The sequence below is a fragment of the Sphingomonas ginkgonis genome (assembly GCF_003970925.1).
Classification (GTDB): domain Bacteria; phylum Pseudomonadota; class Alphaproteobacteria; order Sphingomonadales; family Sphingomonadaceae; genus Sphingomicrobium; species Sphingomicrobium ginkgonis.
The window spans coordinates 2482807-2501431 of record NZ_RWJF01000001.1 but is presented as its reverse complement, the minus strand read 5'-3'; the positions used below and the strand labels follow the sequence as shown (position 1 = coordinate 2501431).

Genomic DNA, 18625 nt, shown 5'->3' with positions numbered 1-18625 from the left:
AGCCCGCCCATGTCTACCCTGTACGGAATCCTGCTGTTCGGCGCGACGGTCGCGTTCATGGAGGCGTTTGCCTACGGCATGCACCGGTGGGTCATGCATGGGCGGCTGGGCTGGTTGCTGCACGCCAGCCATCACCGCGAGCGGCATGGCCCATTCGAGCTGAACGATCTCTACGCCGTGATCTTCGCCGCGCCGTCGATCGCATTGATCTGGATGGGAACGACCGGCGGCTGGGGTCCGCCCGCCGTGTGGATCGGGGCCGGCATCGCGGTTTACGGCGCCATCTACTTCGGTTTCCACGACATCATCGTTCATCGTCGGATCGCTCACCGGGTGGTGCCACGTTCGCGCTACTTCAAACGGATCGTCCAAGCCCATCGGCTGCACCACGCGGTTGAGACCCGCGAAGGCACGGTGAGTTTCGGCTTCATCTACGCGCCGCCCGTTGAGCGGCTGAAGGCGCTGTTGCGGAAAGGCGATCGAAGCGGCGTTCGAGCGCCAAAGGGCGGGTCCACAGACCTTCACGACTGACCTCGGGCGCGGGCCGGAACGCGTCGACGAGCGCCGCGGCCACCAGCTGCAGCTTCTCCGGCTTGTGGATGACGATCCGGCTGTCCCACGCCTGTTCACCCAATGCCTCGGCCCGCTCAGCAACTTCGCCATAGATGCGCGCCGCGGCAAGCACCGCCCAACGGCTACGGAACGAAAGGCGGGCAGCACCGACGCGGCTCGACTCGCGGTACTTGCGGGCGAGCGCGGCAAGACGCTTGCCGAGCCGCGCCAGCGCAGGCCGATGCACCGGATCGGCAAGATCGGCGAACTCCAGCCGCTCGGCGCGGAGCCATTGCAACGGCAAGTAAACTCGCCCGACCCGGGCATCGTCGACGATGTCGCGCGCGATGTTGGCGAGCTGGAAGGCAATGCCGAGATCGCTGGCCCGGTCGAGCGTATCGCGGTCGGTCGGCGCGACGCCCATGACATGCGCCATCATGACGCCAACCGCCCCCGCGACCTGGTAGCAGTAGGCGAGAAGGTCTTCCTCGGTCTCGGGTCGCCAGCCTGCGGCGTCGCGCGCAAAGCCGCCGAGATGATCTCCGGGAAGCTCGGCCGGGATGCTGCACTCCGCCGTCACCGCGCCCAGCGCATCAAAGGCGGCAAGCCCGGTTGATTTGCCGGCGAGGGCCTCCGCGGTTTTCTCGCGGATGAAGGCGATCCGGTCCTGCGGATCTGCCGGCGCGACCGCGCCATGTCCGAGCACCTGCCCGTCGGTGATGTCGTCGCACGCGCGACACCAGGCGTACAGCAGCCAGCTCCGCTCGCGAGTCTGCTCGTCGAAGATCTGGCTGGCGAAGCGAAAGCTCTTGGAGCCCTGGACGATGATGCGTCCGGCCTCGGCGACCAGTTCGGCGCGGTGCTCGGTCATGCCAGCATCAGCCGAGCGGTCGCCTCCGCGCTCCCAACCACCCCGGGGATGCCGGCGCCCGGATGGGTTCCGGCGCCTACGAAGTAGAGGTTGGGGATTTTGTCGTCACGGTTGTGCGTGCGGAACCAGGCGCTCTGGGTCAGCACCGGCTCAAGGCTGAAGGCCGAGCCGAGGTGGGCGCCGAGATCACGGCCGAAGTCGGTCGGCGCATAATGGAAGCGGGTCCGGATCCGGGCTCGAATGTCGGGGATCAGTCGCTCTTCCAGCAGCGTCAGAATCGACTCCGCGTAGCGCTCCCCCTCGGCATCCCAGTCGATCGTCGCCTTTCCAAGGTGCGGGACAGGGGCCAGCGCGTAGAAGGTGGAGCAGCCGGGCGGCGCCATCGTCGGGTCGGTCGCGGTGGGGTGGTGGAGATAGAGCGACGGATCCGGCGCGATCCGGCCGCGGTCGTAGATGTCGCCGAGCAGCCCCTGGTAGCGCGGTCCGAACAGGATCGAGTGGTGCGGGATGTCGGGAAATGTCCCGTCCAGCCCAAAGTGGAGGACGAACAGCGAGGGCGAGTAGCGCTTGCGGCGCAGCGCCTTCACCCGCGCCGGGCCGCGCCGGCTGCCCTCGATCAGCCCGTAGCTGTGCACCACGTCGCCGTTCGAGGCGACCATGTCCGCCTCGCCGCGCCAGCCCGAGCGGGTGCGCACGGCCCGGGCCCGCTCGCCAGTCACCTCGATTGCCACGGCGGGATCGTCGAGGCGGAGCGTGCCGCCGAGCCGCTCGAATTTGGCGACCAGCCCCGCGATCAGTCGGTTGGTTCCGCCCTTGGCGAACCACACCCCGCCATCGCGCTCCAGCTTGTGGATCAGCGCGTAGATGGAGGAGCAGGTCATCGGGTTGCCGCCGACCAGCAGCGTGTGGAAGCTGAGCGCCTGGCGGAGATGCTCCTCTTGCACGAAGCTCGCGACGACCGAGTAGACGCTTCGCCACGCCTGGTAGCGGGCCAGCGCCGGGGCCGCCTTGAGCATGGAGCCGATGCTAAGAAAGGCCTTCGTCCCGAGCTTGCGATAGCCTTCCTCGAACACGCCCGCGGAGTAGGCGAGGAAGCGGGCATAGCCCTCGACGTCGGCGGGATTAAGCCGGGCGATGGCGGCGGTCAGCGCCGCGTCGTCGTTCGAATAGTCGAACAGCGTGCCGTCGGGCCACGACAGCCGGTAGAAAGGGGTGACCGGCACCAGATCGACGTCGCTGGCGATGTCGTCGCCGCTCAGCTTCCAGAGCCGCTCGAGGCAGTCCGGATCGGTGATAACGGTGGGACCCGCGTCGAAGACATGGCCGTCGCGTTCCCACACGTAGGCGCGGCCGCCCGGCTTGTCGCGCGCCTCGACGATCGTCGTCTCCACGCCCGCCGACTGAAGCCGGATGGCAAGCGCCAGGCCGCCGAACCCCGCCCCGATGATGATTGCGCGCTTCACTCTGTCTCCCGCAGGGCGTGCAGTGCCCGGCCGATCGGGACCGGCGGCTTGCCGGCCAATAAGCGTATACGATCTGCAACGGAACTCGTGCCGCCATAGAAGCGCGCGATCAAGGATTCCGGCAGCCGGTAGAAGCGTTCGAGCACCCGATAGCGCTGGGCCGGCTCCGCGGCCCGGAACAGCATCCGGGCGAGCATCCGGTCGTAGGCGCTGCGCTTCCAGTGCCGCTCCGCCCGCGTCCGGGTCGCGGCGCCTAGCCCGTCGAGCGGCTGGTCGACCAGCCAGGCGGCGAAGCGCACCGCATCGGGCAGCGAGTAGCTGGTGAGCGGATGGAAGAAGCCGCCGCGGGTGCCGGCGCGTGCCACCCGGTCGCCTGCCGGCCAGAAGCGTTCAAAGTCGCCGCCGGTGAGGACCGGAAGGACCCCGTGCTCGCTCCGGCCCGAGCCTTCGACCTGCCAGCCCTGGGCCGCCGCATAAGCCTCGATCCGGCGCCCGAGCGCCTCGCGGTCCAGCTCTGGCTGGTCGTGGTAGTAGGTGTCCTCCACGAACAGCGTGTCGGGGTCGAACGGCAGAAGATAGACGAAGCGGTAGCCGTCCGACTGGTCGACCGCCGCGTCCATGATCACCGGCTCGGCGACGCCGTGGCCGCCCTTCACCTTGAGGAGCACGCCGACGAACTTCTGCCATCCGGCGTGCAGCCCCTCGAGCCGGGCGCCGCGGGCGTCGAGAACGGCGTCGGCCGTCAGCCGGGTCCCGTCGTCGAGGGTCACGGCAGCGGGTTCGACCACCGACACGCCCTGCGCAACGATGCGGCTGGCGGGGAGAGCGGCGCGGACCGCCGCGTCGAGCCGCTCGCTCTCGATCGTCGAATAGGGTTCGGAGAGGCGACGCTCGTATGCGGGAAAGCGGACCCGGTTGGCTGGCCAGCGACGCGCCACCAGCGGGTCGACCAGCCAGCGCTGGTCCGGCGCGATGTCGCTGTCGAAGAAGGACCAAAGATGATGGCCACCGATGCGGTCGCCTGGCTCGATCAGGGTGAGCTGCACGTCGGGGCGCCGGGCCGCCATCGCCAGCGCGCACAGCCCCCCGGCCAGGCCGCCGCCGGCGATGATCAGGCTGGAACGGGGGCGCGACATGCGCGCGGTCTAGCGGCCTTGCGCGGCGAGGCCTAGGGTCGCCCGGTGTTCACGCTGCTTGCCTCCGCCTTTGCCATGACGGTCATCGTCGCGGTCCGCTACGTGCTGACGAGCGGGTTGTTCGCCGGGCTGACCGCCCGCCGTTTCCCGGGCCGGCTGGCGGGCCTCCGGCAGCAGGTCTGGCGCGAGATCGGCTGGAGCCTCGCCAGCGCCGCGATCTATGGGGTGCCGGCGGGAATCGTCGCTTGGGGCTGGCAGCGGCATGGCTGGACGCGGATTTACGAGGACGTCCATGCGCGGCCGCTGTGGTGGTTGCCGGTGTCGGTGTTGGTCTACCTGCTGCTTCACGACGCCTGGTTCTACTGGACACACCGCTGGATGCATCGGCCACGACCATTCCGGATCGCTCACGCGGTCCATCACGCGAGCCGGCCGCCGACCGCCTGGGCGGCGATGAGCTTCCATCCGATTGAGGCGCTGAGCGGCGCGGTGGTCATCCCAGCGCTGGTATTCATAGTGCCGATCCATGTCGCGGCGCTCGGGATGGTGCTCGGGATCATGACGCTGATGGGGGTGACCAACCACATGGGCTGGGAGCTCTTCCCGCGCTGGCTGGTTGAGGGACGCGCCGGCTGTTGGCTGATCACTGCCTCGCACCACGAGCTTCATCACCAGCGCTATCGCTGCAACTACGGGCTCTACTTCCGCTTCTGGGATCGCCTGTGCGGGACCGACGCGGGGCTCGGCCAGTTCCGGGAGGCGCCCGCGCGGCGCTGAGACCGGCGGGCAGAGCTCTCGCTCCAACCGTAAGCCTCGCGCGGATGAGTGATCCAGTCTTTAGTTGCCGGCGCCGCTGTCGCTCGGATCAGGGTCGGCCGGCGGGGGCGAATAGGGATCAAAGGCGGCGGCCCGCTCCATCCGTGCCCAGTCGGTCGGATCCGACTGCTGCTGCGGCTGCGGAGCATCGGCCATCGCCATCTGCGGCACCGCCGGAATGTCGTCGAAGATGCTGACCTGGTCGCCGACCTGGGTCAGCGAGAAGAGCTTCTTCGCGAACGACGCCGGCATGCGGACGCAGCCATGGCTCGCCGCTTCGCCCGGGTTGTGGCCCGCGTGCAAGGCGACCCCCTTCCAGGTCAGCCGCTGCATATAGGGCATCGGCGCGTCGTCGTACGTCTTGCTGCGATGGTCGACCTCCTTCTGGAGGATCGGGAAGGTACCCGTCGGCGTCTCCCGCCCGACCGAGCCTGTCGAGACGGTGGCCACGCCGATCAGCCGATCGCCGCGATAGACATAGGCGAGCTGTTGCGCGAGGCTAACCTCGACGCGGATCGGCTCAGTGCCGCTGACGTCGGCGGCCCAGACACCTTGATTGGGCTTGAGTGTAGTCGAAGCTTCGACCAGATCGACCGGTGACTTGGCCTTGGCAGCAATTACGGGGGTAAAAGTCAGTGCCGCGGCAAGCACAAGGTGCCGCAGGCGCAGGTTATGCGCACCCATCACTATGTTCCTCCTGCTCTTATCGAGCCAGGACCAACTGTTCCGCTGATCCCACTTGACGATTGAAACGCGCCGGTGCAGGAATATTTCCGTTGGGGGTGCGCGGTTAAGCGCATATTGTTCGTTCATTCCGCAACAATCCGCCAAAATCCGCTGATCGTCGCTGTGCCGGGTCGGAAGACTCGGCGCGCGATCCTCGCTAATCCGAGCCGCCGATGAACAGCCTACCGTCCTTCGACCGCTTCGACGTCATCGTCCTGGGGGCCGGCGGCGCCGGGCTGATGTGCGCGGCGACGGCCGGGCAGCGGGGCCGCCGCGTGCTGCTGGTCGACCATTCGCCGGAGCCCGGCCGCAAGATCCTCATCTCGGGCGGCGGGCGCTGCAACTTCACCAACATCGGCGCGGGACCGGCCAATTATCTGTCGGCAAACCCGCACTTCATGAAGTCGGCGCTGAGCCGATACACGCCGGCCGACTTCGTCGCCTTGGTCGAGCGGCACGGCATCGCCTGGCACGAGAAGACGCTGGGCCAGCTCTTCTGCGACGGCTCGGCGCGGCAGATCGTCGCCATGCTGGTGGCGGAATGCGACCGGGGCCTGGTGGAGTGGCAACTCGGGGCCCCGCTCGGCGAGATCGACCATGCCGACGGGCATTTTAGGGTGGGTGTCGCTGGCCGGATGGTCGAAGCGCCCGCCCTGGTGATCGCCACCGGCGGTCCCTCGATCCCCAAGCTGGGGGCGACCGGCTTCGCCTACGACCTCGCGCGGCGGTTCGGGCTGAAGGTCGTCGAGCCGCGGCCGGCGCTGGTGCCCCTGACCCTGCCAGCGGAGGAGGCGCTGTTCCGCGAGCTGTCCGGTGTAGCGACACCGGTGACCGCCTCGTGCGGCAAAGCGGTGTTCCGGGAAGCAGCGCTGTTCACCCACCGCGGCCTGTCGGGCCCGGCCATCCTGCAAGTGTCGAGCCATTGGCGGCATGGCCAGGAGATCGGCATCGACTTTCTGCCCGGGGAGACGCCGGGCTGGCTTCGTTCAGCGAAGCGCGAGCGGCCGCGCGGCGCGCTGCCGACCCTGCTCAAGGAGCGGCTGCCGGATCGGCTCGCGGAGCGTTTGAGCGAGCGGCTCGGACTGGGCGGCGACCTTGGCAACCAGCCCGATCGCGCGCTCGAGGCGGCCGAGCAGCGGCTGTCCGACTGGCGCTTCCGGCCCAACGGCAGCGAAGGGTTCGCCAAGGCGGAGGTCACCGTCGGTGGAATCGCTACCGCCGGCCTGTCGTCGCAGACGATGGAGGCGCGCGGCGTCGCCGGCCTCTACGCGATCGGCGAGGCTGTCGACGTGACCGGGTGGCTGGGAGGCTATAATTTTCAATGGGCATGGGCGAGCGGCTGGGCCGCCGGGCAGGCGCTGTGAGCCTCCCGACGTCGCCAGACGCGTCAGCCGTCAGCGGTAGCGCATGGTCCTGACGACGCCGAACGGCTGGCGCGGCATGCTCGCGTCGACGCGGACCGACAATCGCCCGTTCTCCTCTGCCAGTGCGGTGAAGGACGACCCGAGGATCGACATCGCTTTTGGCAGTTCGGCGTTCTGAAAGTAGATCGGGTCGGTAATCCGCTCCTGCCGTTCCGCCGATCCGAACGCGATCATGAAATTCTCGCGCCCGTAGATGTTGAATAGTTGCGGCGTTCGATCGCGACGAAATTGCCCAGCGTCGAGGTCGCCGGATCCTCCCGCTCGTAGGAGATCGGCGCCGAGAGCGGCAGCAGCTTGCCCGGCATGCGCCCGCCGATCATGACCAGTGCGGGCGCCTGCGAGAGGGTGCGGAAGGCGGCGTCGAAGCGACCGTCGCCATTCTGGTCGATGAGGCAGCCCTGGAAGGCGACGCCGAGCATTTTGGTCGCCTTCATGCGCCCGTCGCAGAAGATGACGCCGGGGCCGCCGGTGACTTCGATGAGCTCGCTTCCTGCCGCGAGGTCGATGCCCGCTTCGGCAGTGCTCACGGCCCGGCTGAGCCGGACGAGCCCGGACGGGAGCAGCCGCTGCTTCAGCACATGCTCCTTGGACGCCAGCTGGCGGATGCCGGGCGGCGGCGCGGCCGGTTCGATCCACCAGACGGTCTCCAGCGGACTGCGCTGCGCCTGCGCCGGTGACGAAAGCGCCGACGTGACCGCCAAAATCGCCGCGACGAACCCGAACCTCATGCCATTCTCCCCCCTCAGGAAGGCGGATCATGGCGAGCCGAGTTCGGCTGCGCAATGGGGCGACGACGGGACGAAAAAGGGCGGCGGATCGCTCCGCCGCCCTTATCGAGCCATCAAGGACGCGGCGCTCAGGCGCCGGCAACCTCGGTGGTGTCGAGCTTGACGCCCGGGCCCATGGTCGAGCTCAGCGCGACCTTCTTGACATATTTGCCCTTGGCGCCCGCCGGCTTCGCCTTGACGATCGCATCGACGAAGGCGTCGAAGTTGGCGCGCAGGTCGGTCGCCTCGAACGAGCACTTGCCGATGCCGGCGTGAATGATCCCCGCCTTCTCGACGCGGAACTCGATCTGGCCGGCCTTGGCATCGGTGACCGCCTTGGTGACGTCCATGGTGACGGTGCCGAGCTTCGGGTTCGGCATCAGGCCCTTGGGGCCCAGCACCTTGCCGAGGCGGCCGACAACGCCCATCATGTCCGGTGTCGCGATCACGCGGTCGAAGTCGATCTGGCCGCCCTGGATGGTCTCCATCAGATCCTCGGCACCGACCACGTCGGCGCCCGCCGCGGTGGCCTCGTCAGCCTTGGCACCGCGCGCGAAGACGGCGACGCGGACGGTCTTGCCGGTGCCCTTGGGCAGGTTGACGACGCCGCGAACCATCTGGTCGGCGTGGCGCGGATCGACGCCGAGGTTCATCGCGACTTCGATCGTCTCGTCGAACTTGGAAGCGGCGAGGCTCTTCAGCAGGCCGATCGCCTCATCGACGTTGTACAGCTTCTCGCGGTCGACCTGGCCGCCCTGCGACTTCTGCTTCTTGGTCAGCTTGGCCATGTTCAGCCCTCCACAACCTGGAGGCCCATCGCGCGCGCGGAGCCTTCAATGATCTTCGTCGCGGCGTCGATGTCGTTCGCGTTGAGATCCTTCATCTTGGTCTCCGCGATCTCCGCCAGCTGCGAGCGCTTGATGGTGCCAGCGCTCGCCTTGCCCGGCTCCTTCGAGCCCGACTTCAGACCCGCCGCCTTCTTGAGCAGGAAGCTCGCGGGCGGGGTCTTGGTGGCGAAGGTGAAGCTGCGATCCGCGAAGACGGTGATGACCGTCGGGATCGGCATGCCCTTTTCCATCTCCTGCGTCGAGGCGTTGAACGCCTTGCAGAATTCCATGATGTTCACGCCGCGCTGACCCAGCGCGGGGCCGATCGGCGGGGACGGGTTGGCGGCGCCGGCCGGCACCTGCAGCTTGATATAGCCGGTAATTTTCTTGGCCATGTCGGTTCACTCTGTAGAGGCTGGCGGTGACCCGCGCAGCCGTTCAAGTCTAGCGGTCCAGACGGTCACCCAAAGGCGGCCTCCCGCAGCGATTTTCCAAAGCTGTGCCTTGAAGCGTGCGCGCCTAGCCGGAAACCGCCGCCAGTTCAAGCCGACCCCGCTCGCTTGCTGAACGAATGTTCATCTCCCGCAGGAACCATCGACCATCGCCACTCGTAACCCCGGCGAAGGAGAAGGGCAGATGGCGGAAGTGACCGACGACGACGGTCGAGTTCGGGAGGTCCGCCCGGCAGCGGCGGTCAGCCACCCGCTGCACCTCGTGCTGGGCAGCTTCATGTTCGCCTATTTCCTCGCCGCCCTGATCTTCGATTATGGCTATAGCCGCAGCGGCAACATCCAGTGGACCAATTTCGCGTCTTGGATGATCTTCGCCGGGCTGGTGTCCGGCGGTCTGTCGCTGGTGGTCGGGATCGTCGAATGGTTCGTCCGCCGGCGCGAGCCGGTGCAGCCCGCCGGAATGGCGTGGCACGGCATCCTGACGCTCGTCGCCATGGCGCTCGGGATCGTCGATGCCTTCGTGCACCAGCGGGACGGCTGGACCTCGGTAGTCCCGCAGGGGATCATCCTGAGCGCCGTCGTGGTCATCCTCCTCGTCGTGGGCAGTTGGCTGCCCGCCTTCCTGTCCCATCGTCCCCGAGAGGTGCGCGCATGAAGCGCCTGATTGCCACCACCGCGCTCATCGCGCTGCTTGCCGCTTGCAGCGATCCGCCGTTCGACGAGACCAGCCAGATCGGCCCCAACCCGAGCCTGCCCAAGCCCAAGCAGTTCCTCTTTCCGCCGATGCACATCGCGCCGGGTGAAGGCTGGAAGAACGGCGCCGTGCCGACCGTCCCCGCTGGGTTCCAGGTCAAGGCGCTGGCGACGGGGCTCGCCCATCCGCGGTTCGTCTACGCGCTGCCCAATGGCGACGTCCTCGCCGTGCAGGGCGACAGCCCGAACAGCGAGCCCTTCGCGCGGCTCAAGCAGTTGGTATTCGAGATCGTCCGGAGCGGCGCGGATAACCAGCCCAACGGCCCCAAGCCGGCAAGCCGGATCACGCTGATCCGCGACGCCAACGGCGATGGTACGCCCGAGGGCACCTCCGTGCTCCTGGACAATCTCAATTCGCCGTTCGGCGTCGCCTGGATCGACAACACGCTTTACGTCGCCAACACCGACAGCGTGGTCGCCTATCCGATGCCACTGGGGACGACCAAGATCACCGCTCCGGGGCGCAAGCTCGCCGACCTTCCTGGCGGCCCGATCGACCATCACTGGACCAAGAGCCTGGTGCTCAGCCCGGACGGATCGAAGCTCTACGCGACGGTCGGCTCCAACTCGAATATCATGGAGAACGGGCTTGAGGCCGAGAAGGGGCGGGCCGCGATCTGGGAGATCGACCGAGCGACCGGCGCCTCGCGCCAGTTCGCCGGCGGCCTGCGCAACCCCAACAGCCCGCAGTTCTACCCCGGCACCAACACGCTCTACACGGTGGTGAACGAGCGCGACGAGTTGGGATCGCATCTCGTCCCGGACTATCTGACCTCGGTCAAGCCGGGCGGCTTCTATGGCTGGCCGTACAGCTATTACGGACAGAACGTGGATGTCCGGATCCCGCCGATGCTGCGGCGGCCCGACCTAGTCGCCAAGGCAATTCCGCCGGACTATGCGCTGGGCAGCCATGTCGCGGCGCTCGGGCTGACCTTCTACACCGGGGCGAGCTTCCCGGCACAGTATCGCGGCGGCGCCTTCATCGGCGAGCATGGCAGCTGGGACCGCTACACGCCGTCCGGCTACAAGGTGGTGTTCGTCCCCTTCGCAGGCGGCAAGCCGAGCGGCAAGGCGGTCGACTTCGTGACCGGGTTCGTCGACTCCAAGGCCGACAAATCGCACGGTCGGCCGGTCGGAGTAGCGGTTGATCGCACGGGCGCGCTGCTGGTCGCGGACGATGTCGGCAACACGGTGTGGCGGGTGACCCCGACCGCGCCGGCACCGCGGGTGGCGATGCGCTGAGCGTAGCGGCGGCGCAGCGGCGGGTGCGGCAAGCCCGCTTTGGTTTGCCGCCGGTCCTTTGCTAGGGGGCTGCTATGCTGTCGCAGAAGACGCGTTACGCGCTCCGGTCCCTATTGTACCTCGTCGAGCAGGGGGAGGGCGCACCCGTTCAGCTGGCGCGCATCGCCGAGACCCAGCGCGTCCCGCCCAAATATCTCGAGCTCATCATGCTCGACCTGAAGAAAGCCGGGCTGGTGAAGAGCACACGCGGCCCCAAGGGCGGTTACCTGCTCACCCGCTCGCCCGACGCGATCAGCTTCGGCGAGGTGGTGCGGGCGCTGGAAGGGCCGATTGCGCTGATCAGCTGCGCGAGCGTCAACTTCTATGCTCCGTGCGGCGACTGCCACGACGAAGAGAGCTGCGCGATCCGGCGGGCCTTCGCGGTGGTCCGCGACCAGACCGTCGAGATCCTCGAGGGCATCACGCTCAGCCAGGGCGCGCGGTGGGAGGACCGACTGCCGCTGCCGGGAGACGAGCTCGCGGACTGAGCCCTTCAAGCGTCAGGCGAAGCGGAAGAACCTCCTCCCGCACGATCCGGCGGAGCGGTAGAGGTTGCGACCGCCCGCCTCGCGGCGAAGGAACGGGCGAGGCGCTTCGCGGTTGATCCGCAAGCCCCCTGTAACCTTCCGGAGTTTGCCATGGCCGACCGTTCCGCCACCCTGTACCGCATGGTCCTGCCCGACCATGAATGCCCGTTCGGCCACCGCGCCAAGGAGATGCTAGAGGACGCCGGTTACGACGTCGACGAACATATCCTCTCCTCGCGCGAGGAGGTTGACGCCTACAAGGAGCAGGAGGGGGTCGACACGACGCCGCAGGTGTTCATCGACGGCGAGCGGATTGGCGGCGCGTCCGATCTCGAGGATTATCTGGCCGAGCAGTCGGCCTGATTCCGGCCGCGCCGCTCCTCAGGCGGCGCGGATTTGACCGATCATCGCGACGATCTCACCGCTGAGAGCCTCGGCGTCATGCTCGAGGCTGTCGGCGGCGGAGGCGATCGCCTGCGCCACGTCGTTGCTGTCCTCGGCGCGTCGGCGCAGCCCCGACATGCTGGCGAGCAGCCCCTGCGTGGTGCTGATCGTGCGCTGGATGCTGTCGCTGATCTCGTCGGTGGCGCTGCTTTGCTGCTTGATCGAGATGGCGATTGAGCTTGCCGCCCCCTCGACATCGTGGACCGCCGCGCCGACGCTTTCGAGCGCGCCCCCGACCGAGCTGGCCTTGAGCCGCACGTCCTCGAGGTTGGCGGTGATCTCCCGCGTCGCCTCGGCGGTGCGGGCGGCGAGCCCCTTGATCTCGCCCGCGACCACCGCAAAGCCGGTGCCCGCCTTGCCGGCTCGGGCGGCCTCGATGCTGGCGTTAAGCGCGAGCAGGTTGGTGCGCTGGGCGATGGAGGAGATCAGCGCCGAGACGTCGCTGATCCGGCTCATCGCCTCGTCCAGCCCGCGCATCTCGCCGCCGGCGGTGTGCGACCGCTCGGCCATCCGCTTCGCTGCTTCGGCGCTGCTGTTGGTGCGGACGCTGATCTCGGCAATGGCGCGGCTCATCTCCTCAGCCGCCGAGCCGGCGACGGTGACGTTGCCGGCGGTTTCCTCGGTCGCGCCTTCCGCGCCGACGATGTCGCCGCGCGTCTCGATCACGCTGGCCTTCATTCGCTTGGAGGTGCGCTGGAGGGCGGCAGCGGCGGTGCGGAGCTGCTGGACGGTGGCGAGCACCCGGTCCTCCAGCGAGGCGGCCATCGCGCCGAGCTCGCTCCGGCGGCGTTCTTCCGCCTCGAGGCGGACGCGCTCGCGTTCTTCCGCCTGGGCTCGGCGGTCGGCTTCGAGCTGCTCTTGCACGGCGCGCCGGTCGGCTTCCGCCTGTCGGACCTTGGCGAGGGTGTGGTCGAAATCGACGAGGCCGCGCGCCAGCTCGCCGATCTCGTCGTCGCGGGTGGCGCATTCGACGCTGACCGGCTGGGTTCCCGCGCCCAGCCGCGACAGGGCGAGGCGGAGCTCCGCAAGCGGAGCGATGACCCGCTCAAACAGGAGGCGCCGAAAGGCGCGGAGCAGCGCCAGCCCCACCAGCGTGCCGATGCCAAACATGGCGAACCACAGGCGCTGCCAGAAGGTGAGTGCCCGCTGCTCGCCGCGGAGCGCCAGTTCGAGCCGGTTGCTGACCACCGCCATCGATTGTTCGAGCGCGCGGAACTGTCGCTCGAACTCGGGCAGCTGCCGCCGGGCGTTCGGGTCACCTCTGGCGGCCAGCGCGACGACCCGCTCGGCGCTAGCGACATAGGTCAGCGCGCCGCCGCGTACCGAGGCCAAGTCGGTGCTGGCTGCAGGCGGAAGATCGAGGCCGGCGAGCCGCTGCAACAGGCCGCGAAACTGGCGGGCATCCTCGCGGCTGTCGTCACGGTGGGTTGCTACGGTCGCGGCATCGCCGACGGACCTCGCGTAGAGGGCGGCGTAGACATGGCCACGAAGCTCGTCGTGGAGCATGTCGGCCTCGACATGGCTACGCAGCGCGGTGGCGGTCAGCAGGAGGCGCTGCTCGGCCGCTACCAGCCGGGCGGTGACCAGTAGGCCGGCCATGGCGGATACCACGAACGCGAGACACAGCAGCAGCGACCATCGCTGGATCCGCGCGGCAATCGACATGGCATCATCATAGGCAGGCGAGAGCCGGGGAGCGGCTGCACCTGACGAATTAATTGAGGGCGGCGGAGGTATTTACCTGTGTGTTAACCAACACATTAATTACAGAAAGCGGGCACCAGCGTGGGCGCGTCGTAGGAACCCTCGTTTCAACGTGGTTCCGCGTCGCCCCAACCGCATCTTCTCAGCTGGGCGCAGATTCGTTTCCCCACATGGTTAACGTCGGCCGGTGACGCGGACAGGGAGCTTCAATGCAGGCATAGTCGCAGACGGGTTATGGGTGGGGTTAGTATCTGATGTCGTTTCACTTTCCTGGACTGGGCTCGCGCGCCGTCGCAATCGATCTCGGGACCGCCAACACGCTGGTCTACACGCGCGGCCGCGGCATCGTGATCAACGAACCGAGCGTTGTCGCGATGGAGACCAAGGACGGGGTCAGGACTGTCCGAGCGGTCGGCGACGATGCCAAGCTGATGATGGGCAAGACCCCCGAGAATGTGCAGACCGTCCGCCCGCTGCGCGCCGGGGTCATCGCCGACCTCGAGGTCGCCGAGGTCATGATCAAGCATTTCATCCGCAAGGCGCAGGCGAGCCGCACCCGCTTCTCGCGCGGGACCGAGGTGGTGATCTGCGTGCCGTCCGGCTCGACCAAGGTCGAGCGGCGGGCAATTCGCGACGCGGTCAGCAACGCCGGTGCGGAGCGGGTCTCGCTGATCGAGGAGCCGATGGCGGCGGCGCTCGGCGCCGGGCTGCCGGTGGCCGAGCCGATCGGCTCGCTGGTGGTCGACATCGGCGGCGGCACCACCGAGGTTGGCGTGATCTCGCTCCAGGGCCTGGCCTACTGCCGGACGGTGCGTACGGGTGGGGACCGCATGGACGAGGCGATCGCCGCCTATGTCCGGCGCAAGTTCAACCTGCTGATCGGCGAGGGGACCGCCGAGCGGGTCAAGCTTGAGGTCGGCGCCGCCCGTGTCTGCAGCGATTCGCACGAGCTGTTCGCCCGGGTCCGCGGCCGCGACGTCACCAAGGGTGTGCCGGCGGAGATCCGGCTCACCCAGGCCCAGGTGGTCGAGGCGCTGCACGAGCCGATCAACCGGATCGTCGACGCGGTCCGCGGCGCGCTCGAGAATACCCAGCCAGAGATCGCCGCCGACGTCATCGATCATGGCATCACCCTGACTGGCGGCGGCGCGCTGCTGCGCGGCATCGACCAGGTGCTGGCCGACGAGACGGGGCTGAGCGTTCGGGTGGCGGAAGATCCGCTGACCTGCGTCGCGCTCGGGGCCGGGCGGACGCTGGAGGACCAGGTCTGCCGCGGGGCGCTCGTCGCCGCCTGATGCGAACGTGACGGGTTGCAGCGGCGGACCGCCGCAGCCCGTGGACGTCAGCCGGCCAGCGACTTGTTGTCGATTACGAACCGATACTTGACGTCGCTCCGCTGCATGCGGTCGTAGGCTTCGTCGATCTTCTGGATCGGGATCATCTCGATCTCGGCGACGCTCCCCTTGTCGGCGCAGAAATCGAGCATCTCCTGCGTCTCGGCGATTCCGCCGATCAGCGAGCCCGCAATCGAGCGCCGCTTGAAGATGAGATGCCCGACGTTGGGCGAAGGATGCGGATGCTCGGGCACGCCGACCAGGGTCAGCGTCCCGTCCCGCTTGAGCAGCGCGGTCAGGCTGTCGAGGTCATGGCTTGCGGCGACCGTGTCGAGGATGAAGTCGAAGCTGTTGGCGTGCTGCTCGACTTCCTCGGTGTTGCGCGAGTTGATGACCTCGTCGGCGCCCAGCGCATGAGCGTCGGCCCGCTTGTTTTCCGAGGTGGTGAAGGCGACGACGTGCGCGCCCATCGCGTGGGCGATCTTGATGCCCATGTGGCCGAGCCCCCCGATCCCGACCACGCCGACCTTCTTGCCCGGCCCGACGTTCCAGTGGCGAAGCGGCGAGTAGGTCGTGATCCCGGCGCACAGCAGCGGCGCGACGGCGGCGAGCTGCTCCGCCGGATGGTTGATCCTCAGCACGAAATCCTGATCGACGACGATCCGGTCCGAATAGCCGCCGAAGGTGTGGCCCGGTTCGTCGGGCGTCGGGCCGTTGTAGGTGCCGACGAACCCGTTCTCGCAATACTGTTCCTGCCCGTCGCCGCATTCGCGGCAGTGGCCGCAGCTGTCGACCATGCAGCCGACGCCGACCACGTCGCCCTCCCGGTACTTGGTCACCAACCCGCCGACGCGGGTCACCCGGCCGACGATCTCGTGCCCCGGAACGCACGGAAAGAGGGTGCCGTCCCACTCGGAACGGACGGTGTGGAGGTCGGAGTGACAGACGCCGCAGTAGGCGATGTCGATCTCCACGTCGGTGGCGCCGGGTTCGCGGCGGGTGATGGCGATAGATTCGAGCGGCTTGTCGGCGGCGTGAGCGCCGAACGCCTGGGCGTTGGTCATGCTTGGTCTTTCGTTGAAGGAGGGGGACGCGGAAATCAGCGGCCGGTGACGGCTTCCAGCTGGGGCGTGTAGCGTTCGCCTTCAATCCGGATGTGCGACGCGGCGTCTTCGATCCGGCTCAGGTCGCCGCCGCCGAGTTCCAGATCGGCCGCGCCGAGGTTCTCCTCGAGCCGGTGGAGCTTGGTCGTGCCGGGAATGGGAACGATCCAGGGGCGTTGGGCTAGCAGCCAGGCGAGCGCGACTTGCGCCGGGGTCGCGCCTTTGTCGGCGGCGATCCGGCGGAGCAGGTCGACCAGCGCCTGGTTCTTGTCGAGCGCCTCGGGCTGGAAACGCGGGAGCGCCTTGCGGAAGTCCTTGTCGCCGATCGCCGCGTCCTTGCCGATCGCCCCAGTCAGGAAGCCACGTCCGAGCGGGGAGTAAGGAACGAAGCCTATCCCCAGTTCCTCGCAGGTATCGAGAATGCCGTTGGTCTCCGGACCGCGGGTCCAGAGCGAATATTCGTTCTGGATCGCGGTGACCGGCTGCACCGCATGCGCCTTGCGGACCGTCTCGGCGCCGGGTTCGGAGAGGCCGAAGTGGCGCACCTTGCCGGCCGCGATCAGCTCCTTCACCGCGCCGGCGACCTCCTCGATCGGAACGGCGGGGTCGACCCGGTGCTGGTAGAAGAGATCGATCGTGTCGATGCCGAGCCGCTTGAGGGACGCGTCGGCGACCTCGCGAATGTGCTCCGGCCGGCTGTCCAGGCCGGGCTGCTGCACCCCGTCGACGATCTTGAACCCGAACTTGGTGGCAATCTTCACCTGTTCGCGGACCGGCTTCAATGCTTCGCCGACGATCTCCTCGTTCGTCCACGGGCCGTAGACCTCGGCGGTGTCGAACAGGGTGACGCCGCGATCCACCGCGTCGCGCAGCAGCCGGACGGCGTCCGGGCGGCTGATGTCGCTGGAATAGCCGTGGTTCAGGCCCATGCAGCCGAAGCCCAATGCGGAGACCTGCAGATCCTGGCCGAGAGTCCGTGTCTTCATGTCGATCCTCATTCGGTGCGGGGTTGGCCCGGCCGGGGCTGGTCCGGGTGGGTTGCGGCGAGGCGGGTCAGGCTGACCGCCGCGGCGAGCGCGGCGATGATCGATGCCGCGAGCAGGAGGTGGGGGCCGGCGCCGAGCCCGGCAAGGTGGAAGGCGGCGGCGACGCTGACCGCGCCGCCGGTCTGGCCGAGCAGGCGCGCGGTGGCGAGCATCCCGCCCGCCGCGCCGCTCCGCTCGTGCGGGGCGCTGCTGACGATCGTCCGGTTGTTGGGCGACTGGAACAGGCCGAAGCCGATCCCGCACACGGCCATCCGCCAGGCGACGTCGATCGTCGCCGGGTGCGAGCCCATGCGCGAGAGCAGGAACAGGCCGGTCGCGAAGACCGCCAGCCCGATCGCGCCGAGCAGCCCGCTGTGCATCCGGTCGGCGAGCCGCCCGGCGATCGGCGCCGTGATCCCGACCGCGATCGGCCAGGGCGTCATCAGCAGGCCGGTTTCCAGCACGCTCCGGTGAAGCGTGGTCTGGAACAGGAAGGGCAGCGACACATAGGCGAGCATCTGCGCGGCGAAGCTGACGATCGAGGTGCAGATCGACAGGGCGAAGATGGGGATGCGCAGCAGGTCGAGCGGGAGCAGAGGCTTGGGGTCGCTCCATTCGCGCCGGACCAGGAAGACCCCGGCCAAGATCCCGGCGACAACCGCGACGATCCCGCCGAGACTGCCGGTGCGGGCGGTCGTCTCGGCCCCGAAGACGATCAGCCCGAGGGTCAGCGCGCTGAGTAGTCCGGCGATCCAGTCGAAGGGGTTGCCGTGGGAGTCGCCGTCGGGAAGCGAGCGCATTCCGATCAGGAAGGCGGCGAGGCCGATCGGGATGTTGATCAGGAACAGCCAGGGCCAGCGGCCCAGTTCCAGCACCAGCGCGGCGATGGTCGGGCCGGCCGCGGCGGAAATGGAGAGGACGAGCGCGTTGTAGCCGATCCCGCGGCCGAGCTGGTCGGAGGGGTAGGTGGCCCGGACGAGAGCAGCGTTCATGCTCATGATTGCGGCGGCGCCGATACCCTGAACCATCCGCGCCACGATCAGCCAGACAAGGCTGTGCCCGAGCGCGCAGGCGGCCGAGCCGAGCACGAACAGCAGCACGCCGGGCAGGTAGATGCGCCGGTAGCCGAGCAGATCGCCCAGCGCCGCCAAAGGCAGGAGGAAGACGGTGATCGTCAGCTGGTAGGCGTTGATGACCCACACCGAACTGGCTGGCGAGGCGCCGATCTCGCGCGCGATGGTCGGCAGCGCGACATTGGCGATCGTACCGTCGAGCACCGCCATCGAGATGGTCAGCCAGATGGCGGCGGCGGACCAGTAGCGGCGCGGAACGGGCAGGCCGTCCTGCCGCTGTTGTCGCTGTCGCGACGCGGTGGGGGAAGCGTTGTCGGGTGCCATGGAATTCGATCGGAACGCCCCGC

Annotated in this window: 20 protein-coding genes; 8 read left to right on the top strand and 12 right to left on the bottom strand. The window is 68.3% G+C overall.

The genetic code is table 11. The annotated features are described in order from the left end of the window. Positions 1-9 precede the first annotated feature (9 nt). Complete coding sequence (locus HMF7854_RS12005; protein WP_126719310.1) at positions 10-531, top strand: sterol desaturase family protein; 522 nt, start codon at positions 10-12, stop codon at positions 529-531. Here HMF7854_RS12005 and HMF7854_RS12000 read toward each other — a convergent pair. From HMF7854_RS12000 to crtY, 3 genes are read right to left on the bottom strand one after another with little or no spacing between them, the layout of a single operon-like run. Next, the gene (locus tag HMF7854_RS12000; RefSeq protein WP_126719309.1) at positions 428-1423 is read right to left on the bottom strand and encodes a phytoene/squalene synthase family protein; all 996 of its coding nucleotides are present in this window, start codon (positions 1421-1423) and stop codon (positions 428-430) included. The genes HMF7854_RS12005 and HMF7854_RS12000 overlap by 104 nt on opposite strands. Next, positions 1420-2886, bottom strand: coding sequence for a phytoene desaturase (locus tag HMF7854_RS11995; protein ID WP_126719308.1), 1467 nt, complete (start codon positions 2884-2886; stop codon positions 1420-1422). The genes HMF7854_RS12000 and HMF7854_RS11995 overlap by 4 nt, the downstream gene beginning before the upstream one ends. Further along, a complete protein-coding gene (crtY, locus tag HMF7854_RS11990; RefSeq protein ID WP_126719307.1) occupies positions 2883-4022 on the bottom strand; it encodes a lycopene beta-cyclase CrtY in 1140 nt (379 codons plus the stop codon). The genes HMF7854_RS11995 and crtY overlap by 4 nt, the downstream gene beginning before the upstream one ends. A gap of 75 nt (positions 4023-4097) precedes the next feature. Here crtY and HMF7854_RS11985 point away from each other — a divergent pair, with 75 nt between their 5' ends. Next, positions 4098-4799 carry a sterol desaturase family protein gene (locus HMF7854_RS11985; RefSeq protein WP_185829266.1) on the top strand — a complete coding sequence of 234 codons (702 nt, stop codon included), beginning with the start codon at positions 4098-4100 and terminating at the stop codon, positions 4797-4799. A gap of 60 nt (positions 4800-4859) precedes the next feature. On the opposite strand, the gene HMF7854_RS11980 is transcribed toward HMF7854_RS11985, so the two are convergent. Then, entirely contained in the window at positions 4860-5522 is a 663-nt protein-coding gene (locus tag HMF7854_RS11980) for a L,D-transpeptidase family protein (protein WP_126719305.1), read from the bottom strand. 215 nt (positions 5523-5737) lie between these two features. On the opposite strand from HMF7854_RS11980, the gene HMF7854_RS11975 reads away from it, so the two are divergent. After that, positions 5738-6928, top strand: coding sequence for a BaiN/RdsA family NAD(P)/FAD-dependent oxidoreductase (locus HMF7854_RS11975; RefSeq protein ID WP_126719304.1), 1191 nt, complete (start codon positions 5738-5740; stop codon positions 6926-6928). Between the two features lie 30 nt (positions 6929-6958). Here the strand turns inward: HMF7854_RS11975 and HMF7854_RS11970 are convergent, their stop codons facing one another. The 4 genes from HMF7854_RS11970 to rplK all read right to left on the bottom strand — a co-directional run bounded on the left by HMF7854_RS11970 (position 6959) and on the right by rplK (position 8977). After that, positions 6959-7162 (bottom strand): hypothetical protein, encoded by a 204-nt coding sequence (locus tag HMF7854_RS11970; RefSeq protein WP_126719303.1) that lies wholly within the window; start codon positions 7160-7162, stop codon positions 6959-6961. Further along, positions 7159-7716, bottom strand: a complete 558-nt coding sequence (locus tag HMF7854_RS11965; protein WP_126719302.1) for a hypothetical protein — start codon at positions 7714-7716, stop codon at positions 7159-7161. The genes HMF7854_RS11970 and HMF7854_RS11965 overlap by 4 nt, the downstream gene beginning before the upstream one ends. Positions 7717-7844: 128 nt before the next feature. Continuing rightward, on the bottom strand, positions 7845-8543 hold the full coding sequence (gene rplA, locus HMF7854_RS11960) for a 50S ribosomal protein L1 (RefSeq protein WP_126719301.1): 699 nt from the start codon (positions 8541-8543) through the stop codon (positions 7845-7847). Positions 8544-8545: 2 nt separating this feature from the next. Next, the gene (rplK, locus tag HMF7854_RS11955; protein WP_126719300.1) at positions 8546-8977 is read right to left on the bottom strand and encodes a 50S ribosomal protein L11; all 432 of its coding nucleotides are present in this window, start codon (positions 8975-8977) and stop codon (positions 8546-8548) included. A 241-nt stretch (positions 8978-9218) separates the two neighbouring features. Between rplK and HMF7854_RS11950 the strand changes: the two genes are divergently transcribed. The 4 genes from HMF7854_RS11950 (at position 9219) to HMF7854_RS11935 (ending at position 11958) form a co-directional block, all read left to right on the top strand. Then, entirely contained in the window at positions 9219-9689 is a 471-nt protein-coding gene (locus HMF7854_RS11950) for a DUF2231 domain-containing protein (RefSeq protein ID WP_126719299.1), read from the top strand. Then, complete coding sequence (locus HMF7854_RS11945; protein WP_126719298.1) at positions 9686-11029, top strand: PQQ-dependent sugar dehydrogenase; 1344 nt, start codon at positions 9686-9688, stop codon at positions 11027-11029. Before HMF7854_RS11950 ends, HMF7854_RS11945 begins: the two co-directional genes overlap by 4 nt. Positions 11030-11103: 74 nt before the next feature. Continuing rightward, entirely contained in the window at positions 11104-11556 is a 453-nt protein-coding gene (locus HMF7854_RS11940) for an RrF2 family transcriptional regulator (protein ID WP_126719297.1), read from the top strand. Between the two features lie 150 nt (positions 11557-11706). Continuing rightward, entirely contained in the window at positions 11707-11958 is a 252-nt protein-coding gene (locus HMF7854_RS11935) for a glutaredoxin domain-containing protein (protein WP_126719296.1), read from the top strand. Positions 11959-11976: 18 nt separating this feature from the next. On the opposite strand, the gene HMF7854_RS11930 is transcribed toward HMF7854_RS11935, so the two are convergent. Further along, positions 11977-13704 (bottom strand): methyl-accepting chemotaxis protein, encoded by a 1728-nt coding sequence (locus HMF7854_RS11930; protein WP_126719295.1) that lies wholly within the window; start codon positions 13702-13704, stop codon positions 11977-11979. A 293-nt stretch (positions 13705-13997) separates the two neighbouring features. Between HMF7854_RS11930 and HMF7854_RS11925 the strand changes: the two genes are divergently transcribed. Further along, positions 13998-15038 carry a rod shape-determining protein gene (locus HMF7854_RS11925; protein WP_126719294.1) on the top strand — a complete coding sequence of 347 codons (1041 nt, stop codon included), beginning with the start codon at positions 13998-14000 and terminating at the stop codon, positions 15036-15038. A gap of 47 nt (positions 15039-15085) precedes the next feature. Here the strand turns inward: HMF7854_RS11925 and HMF7854_RS11920 are convergent, their stop codons facing one another. Genes HMF7854_RS11920 through HMF7854_RS11910 form a run of 3 tightly spaced genes read right to left on the bottom strand, consistent with a single transcriptional unit; the run spans position 15086 to position 18602 of the window. Next, positions 15086-16141 carry an NAD(P)-dependent alcohol dehydrogenase gene (locus HMF7854_RS11920; RefSeq protein ID WP_126719293.1) on the bottom strand — a complete coding sequence of 352 codons (1056 nt, stop codon included), beginning with the start codon at positions 16139-16141 and terminating at the stop codon, positions 15086-15088. A gap of 35 nt (positions 16142-16176) precedes the next feature. Next, on the bottom strand, positions 16177-17166 hold the full coding sequence (locus tag HMF7854_RS11915) for an aldo/keto reductase (RefSeq protein WP_126719292.1): 990 nt from the start codon (positions 17164-17166) through the stop codon (positions 16177-16179). A gap of 8 nt (positions 17167-17174) precedes the next feature. Next, a complete protein-coding gene (locus HMF7854_RS11910; protein ID WP_126719291.1) occupies positions 17175-18602 on the bottom strand; it encodes an MFS transporter in 1428 nt (475 codons plus the stop codon). Positions 18603-18625 lie beyond the last annotated feature (23 nt).

Bases quoted from the DNA above. Each gene is read 5' to 3' on its own strand.
- HMF7854_RS12005 (WP_126719310.1), top strand. From the start codon at position 10: ATGTCTACCCTGTACGGAATCCTGCTGTTCGGCGCGACGGTCGCGTTC.
- HMF7854_RS12000 (WP_126719309.1), bottom strand. From the start codon at position 1,423: ATGACCGAGCACCGCGCCGAACTGGTCGCCGAGGCCGGACGCATCATC.
- crtY (WP_126719307.1), bottom strand. From the start codon at position 4,022: ATGTCGCGCCCCCGTTCCAGCCTGATCATCGCCGGCGGCGGCCTGGCC.
- HMF7854_RS11985 (WP_185829266.1), top strand. From the start codon at position 4,098: ATGACGGTCATCGTCGCGGTCCGCTACGTGCTGACGAGCGGGTTGTTC.
- HMF7854_RS11980 (WP_126719305.1), bottom strand. From the start codon at position 5,522: ATGGGTGCGCATAACCTGCGCCTGCGGCACCTTGTGCTTGCCGCGGCA.
- HMF7854_RS11975 (WP_126719304.1), top strand. From the start codon at position 5,738: ATGAACAGCCTACCGTCCTTCGACCGCTTCGACGTCATCGTCCTGGGG.
- HMF7854_RS11970 (WP_126719303.1), bottom strand. From the start codon at position 7,162: ATGATCGCGTTCGGATCGGCGGAACGGCAGGAGCGGATTACCGACCCG.
- HMF7854_RS11965 (WP_126719302.1), bottom strand. From the start codon at position 7,716: ATGAGGTTCGGGTTCGTCGCGGCGATTTTGGCGGTCACGTCGGCGCTT.
- rplA (WP_126719301.1), bottom strand. From the start codon at position 8,543: ATGGCCAAGCTGACCAAGAAGCAGAAGTCGCAGGGCGGCCAGGTCGAC.
- rplK (WP_126719300.1), bottom strand. From the start codon at position 8,977: ATGGCCAAGAAAATTACCGGCTATATCAAGCTGCAGGTGCCGGCCGGC.
- HMF7854_RS11950 (WP_126719299.1), top strand. From the start codon at position 9,219: ATGGCGGAAGTGACCGACGACGACGGTCGAGTTCGGGAGGTCCGCCCG.
- HMF7854_RS11945 (WP_126719298.1), top strand. From the start codon at position 9,686: ATGAAGCGCCTGATTGCCACCACCGCGCTCATCGCGCTGCTTGCCGCT.
- HMF7854_RS11940 (WP_126719297.1), top strand. From the start codon at position 11,104: ATGCTGTCGCAGAAGACGCGTTACGCGCTCCGGTCCCTATTGTACCTC.
- HMF7854_RS11935 (WP_126719296.1), top strand. From the start codon at position 11,707: ATGGCCGACCGTTCCGCCACCCTGTACCGCATGGTCCTGCCCGACCAT.
- HMF7854_RS11930 (WP_126719295.1), bottom strand. From the start codon at position 13,704: ATGTCGATTGCCGCGCGGATCCAGCGATGGTCGCTGCTGCTGTGTCTC.
- HMF7854_RS11925 (WP_126719294.1), top strand. From the start codon at position 13,998: ATGTCGTTTCACTTTCCTGGACTGGGCTCGCGCGCCGTCGCAATCGAT.
- HMF7854_RS11920 (WP_126719293.1), bottom strand. From the start codon at position 16,141: ATGACCAACGCCCAGGCGTTCGGCGCTCACGCCGCCGACAAGCCGCTC.
- HMF7854_RS11915 (WP_126719292.1), bottom strand. From the start codon at position 17,166: ATGAAGACACGGACTCTCGGCCAGGATCTGCAGGTCTCCGCATTGGGC.
- HMF7854_RS11910 (WP_126719291.1), bottom strand. From the start codon at position 18,602: ATGGCACCCGACAACGCTTCCCCCACCGCGTCGCGACAGCGACAACAG.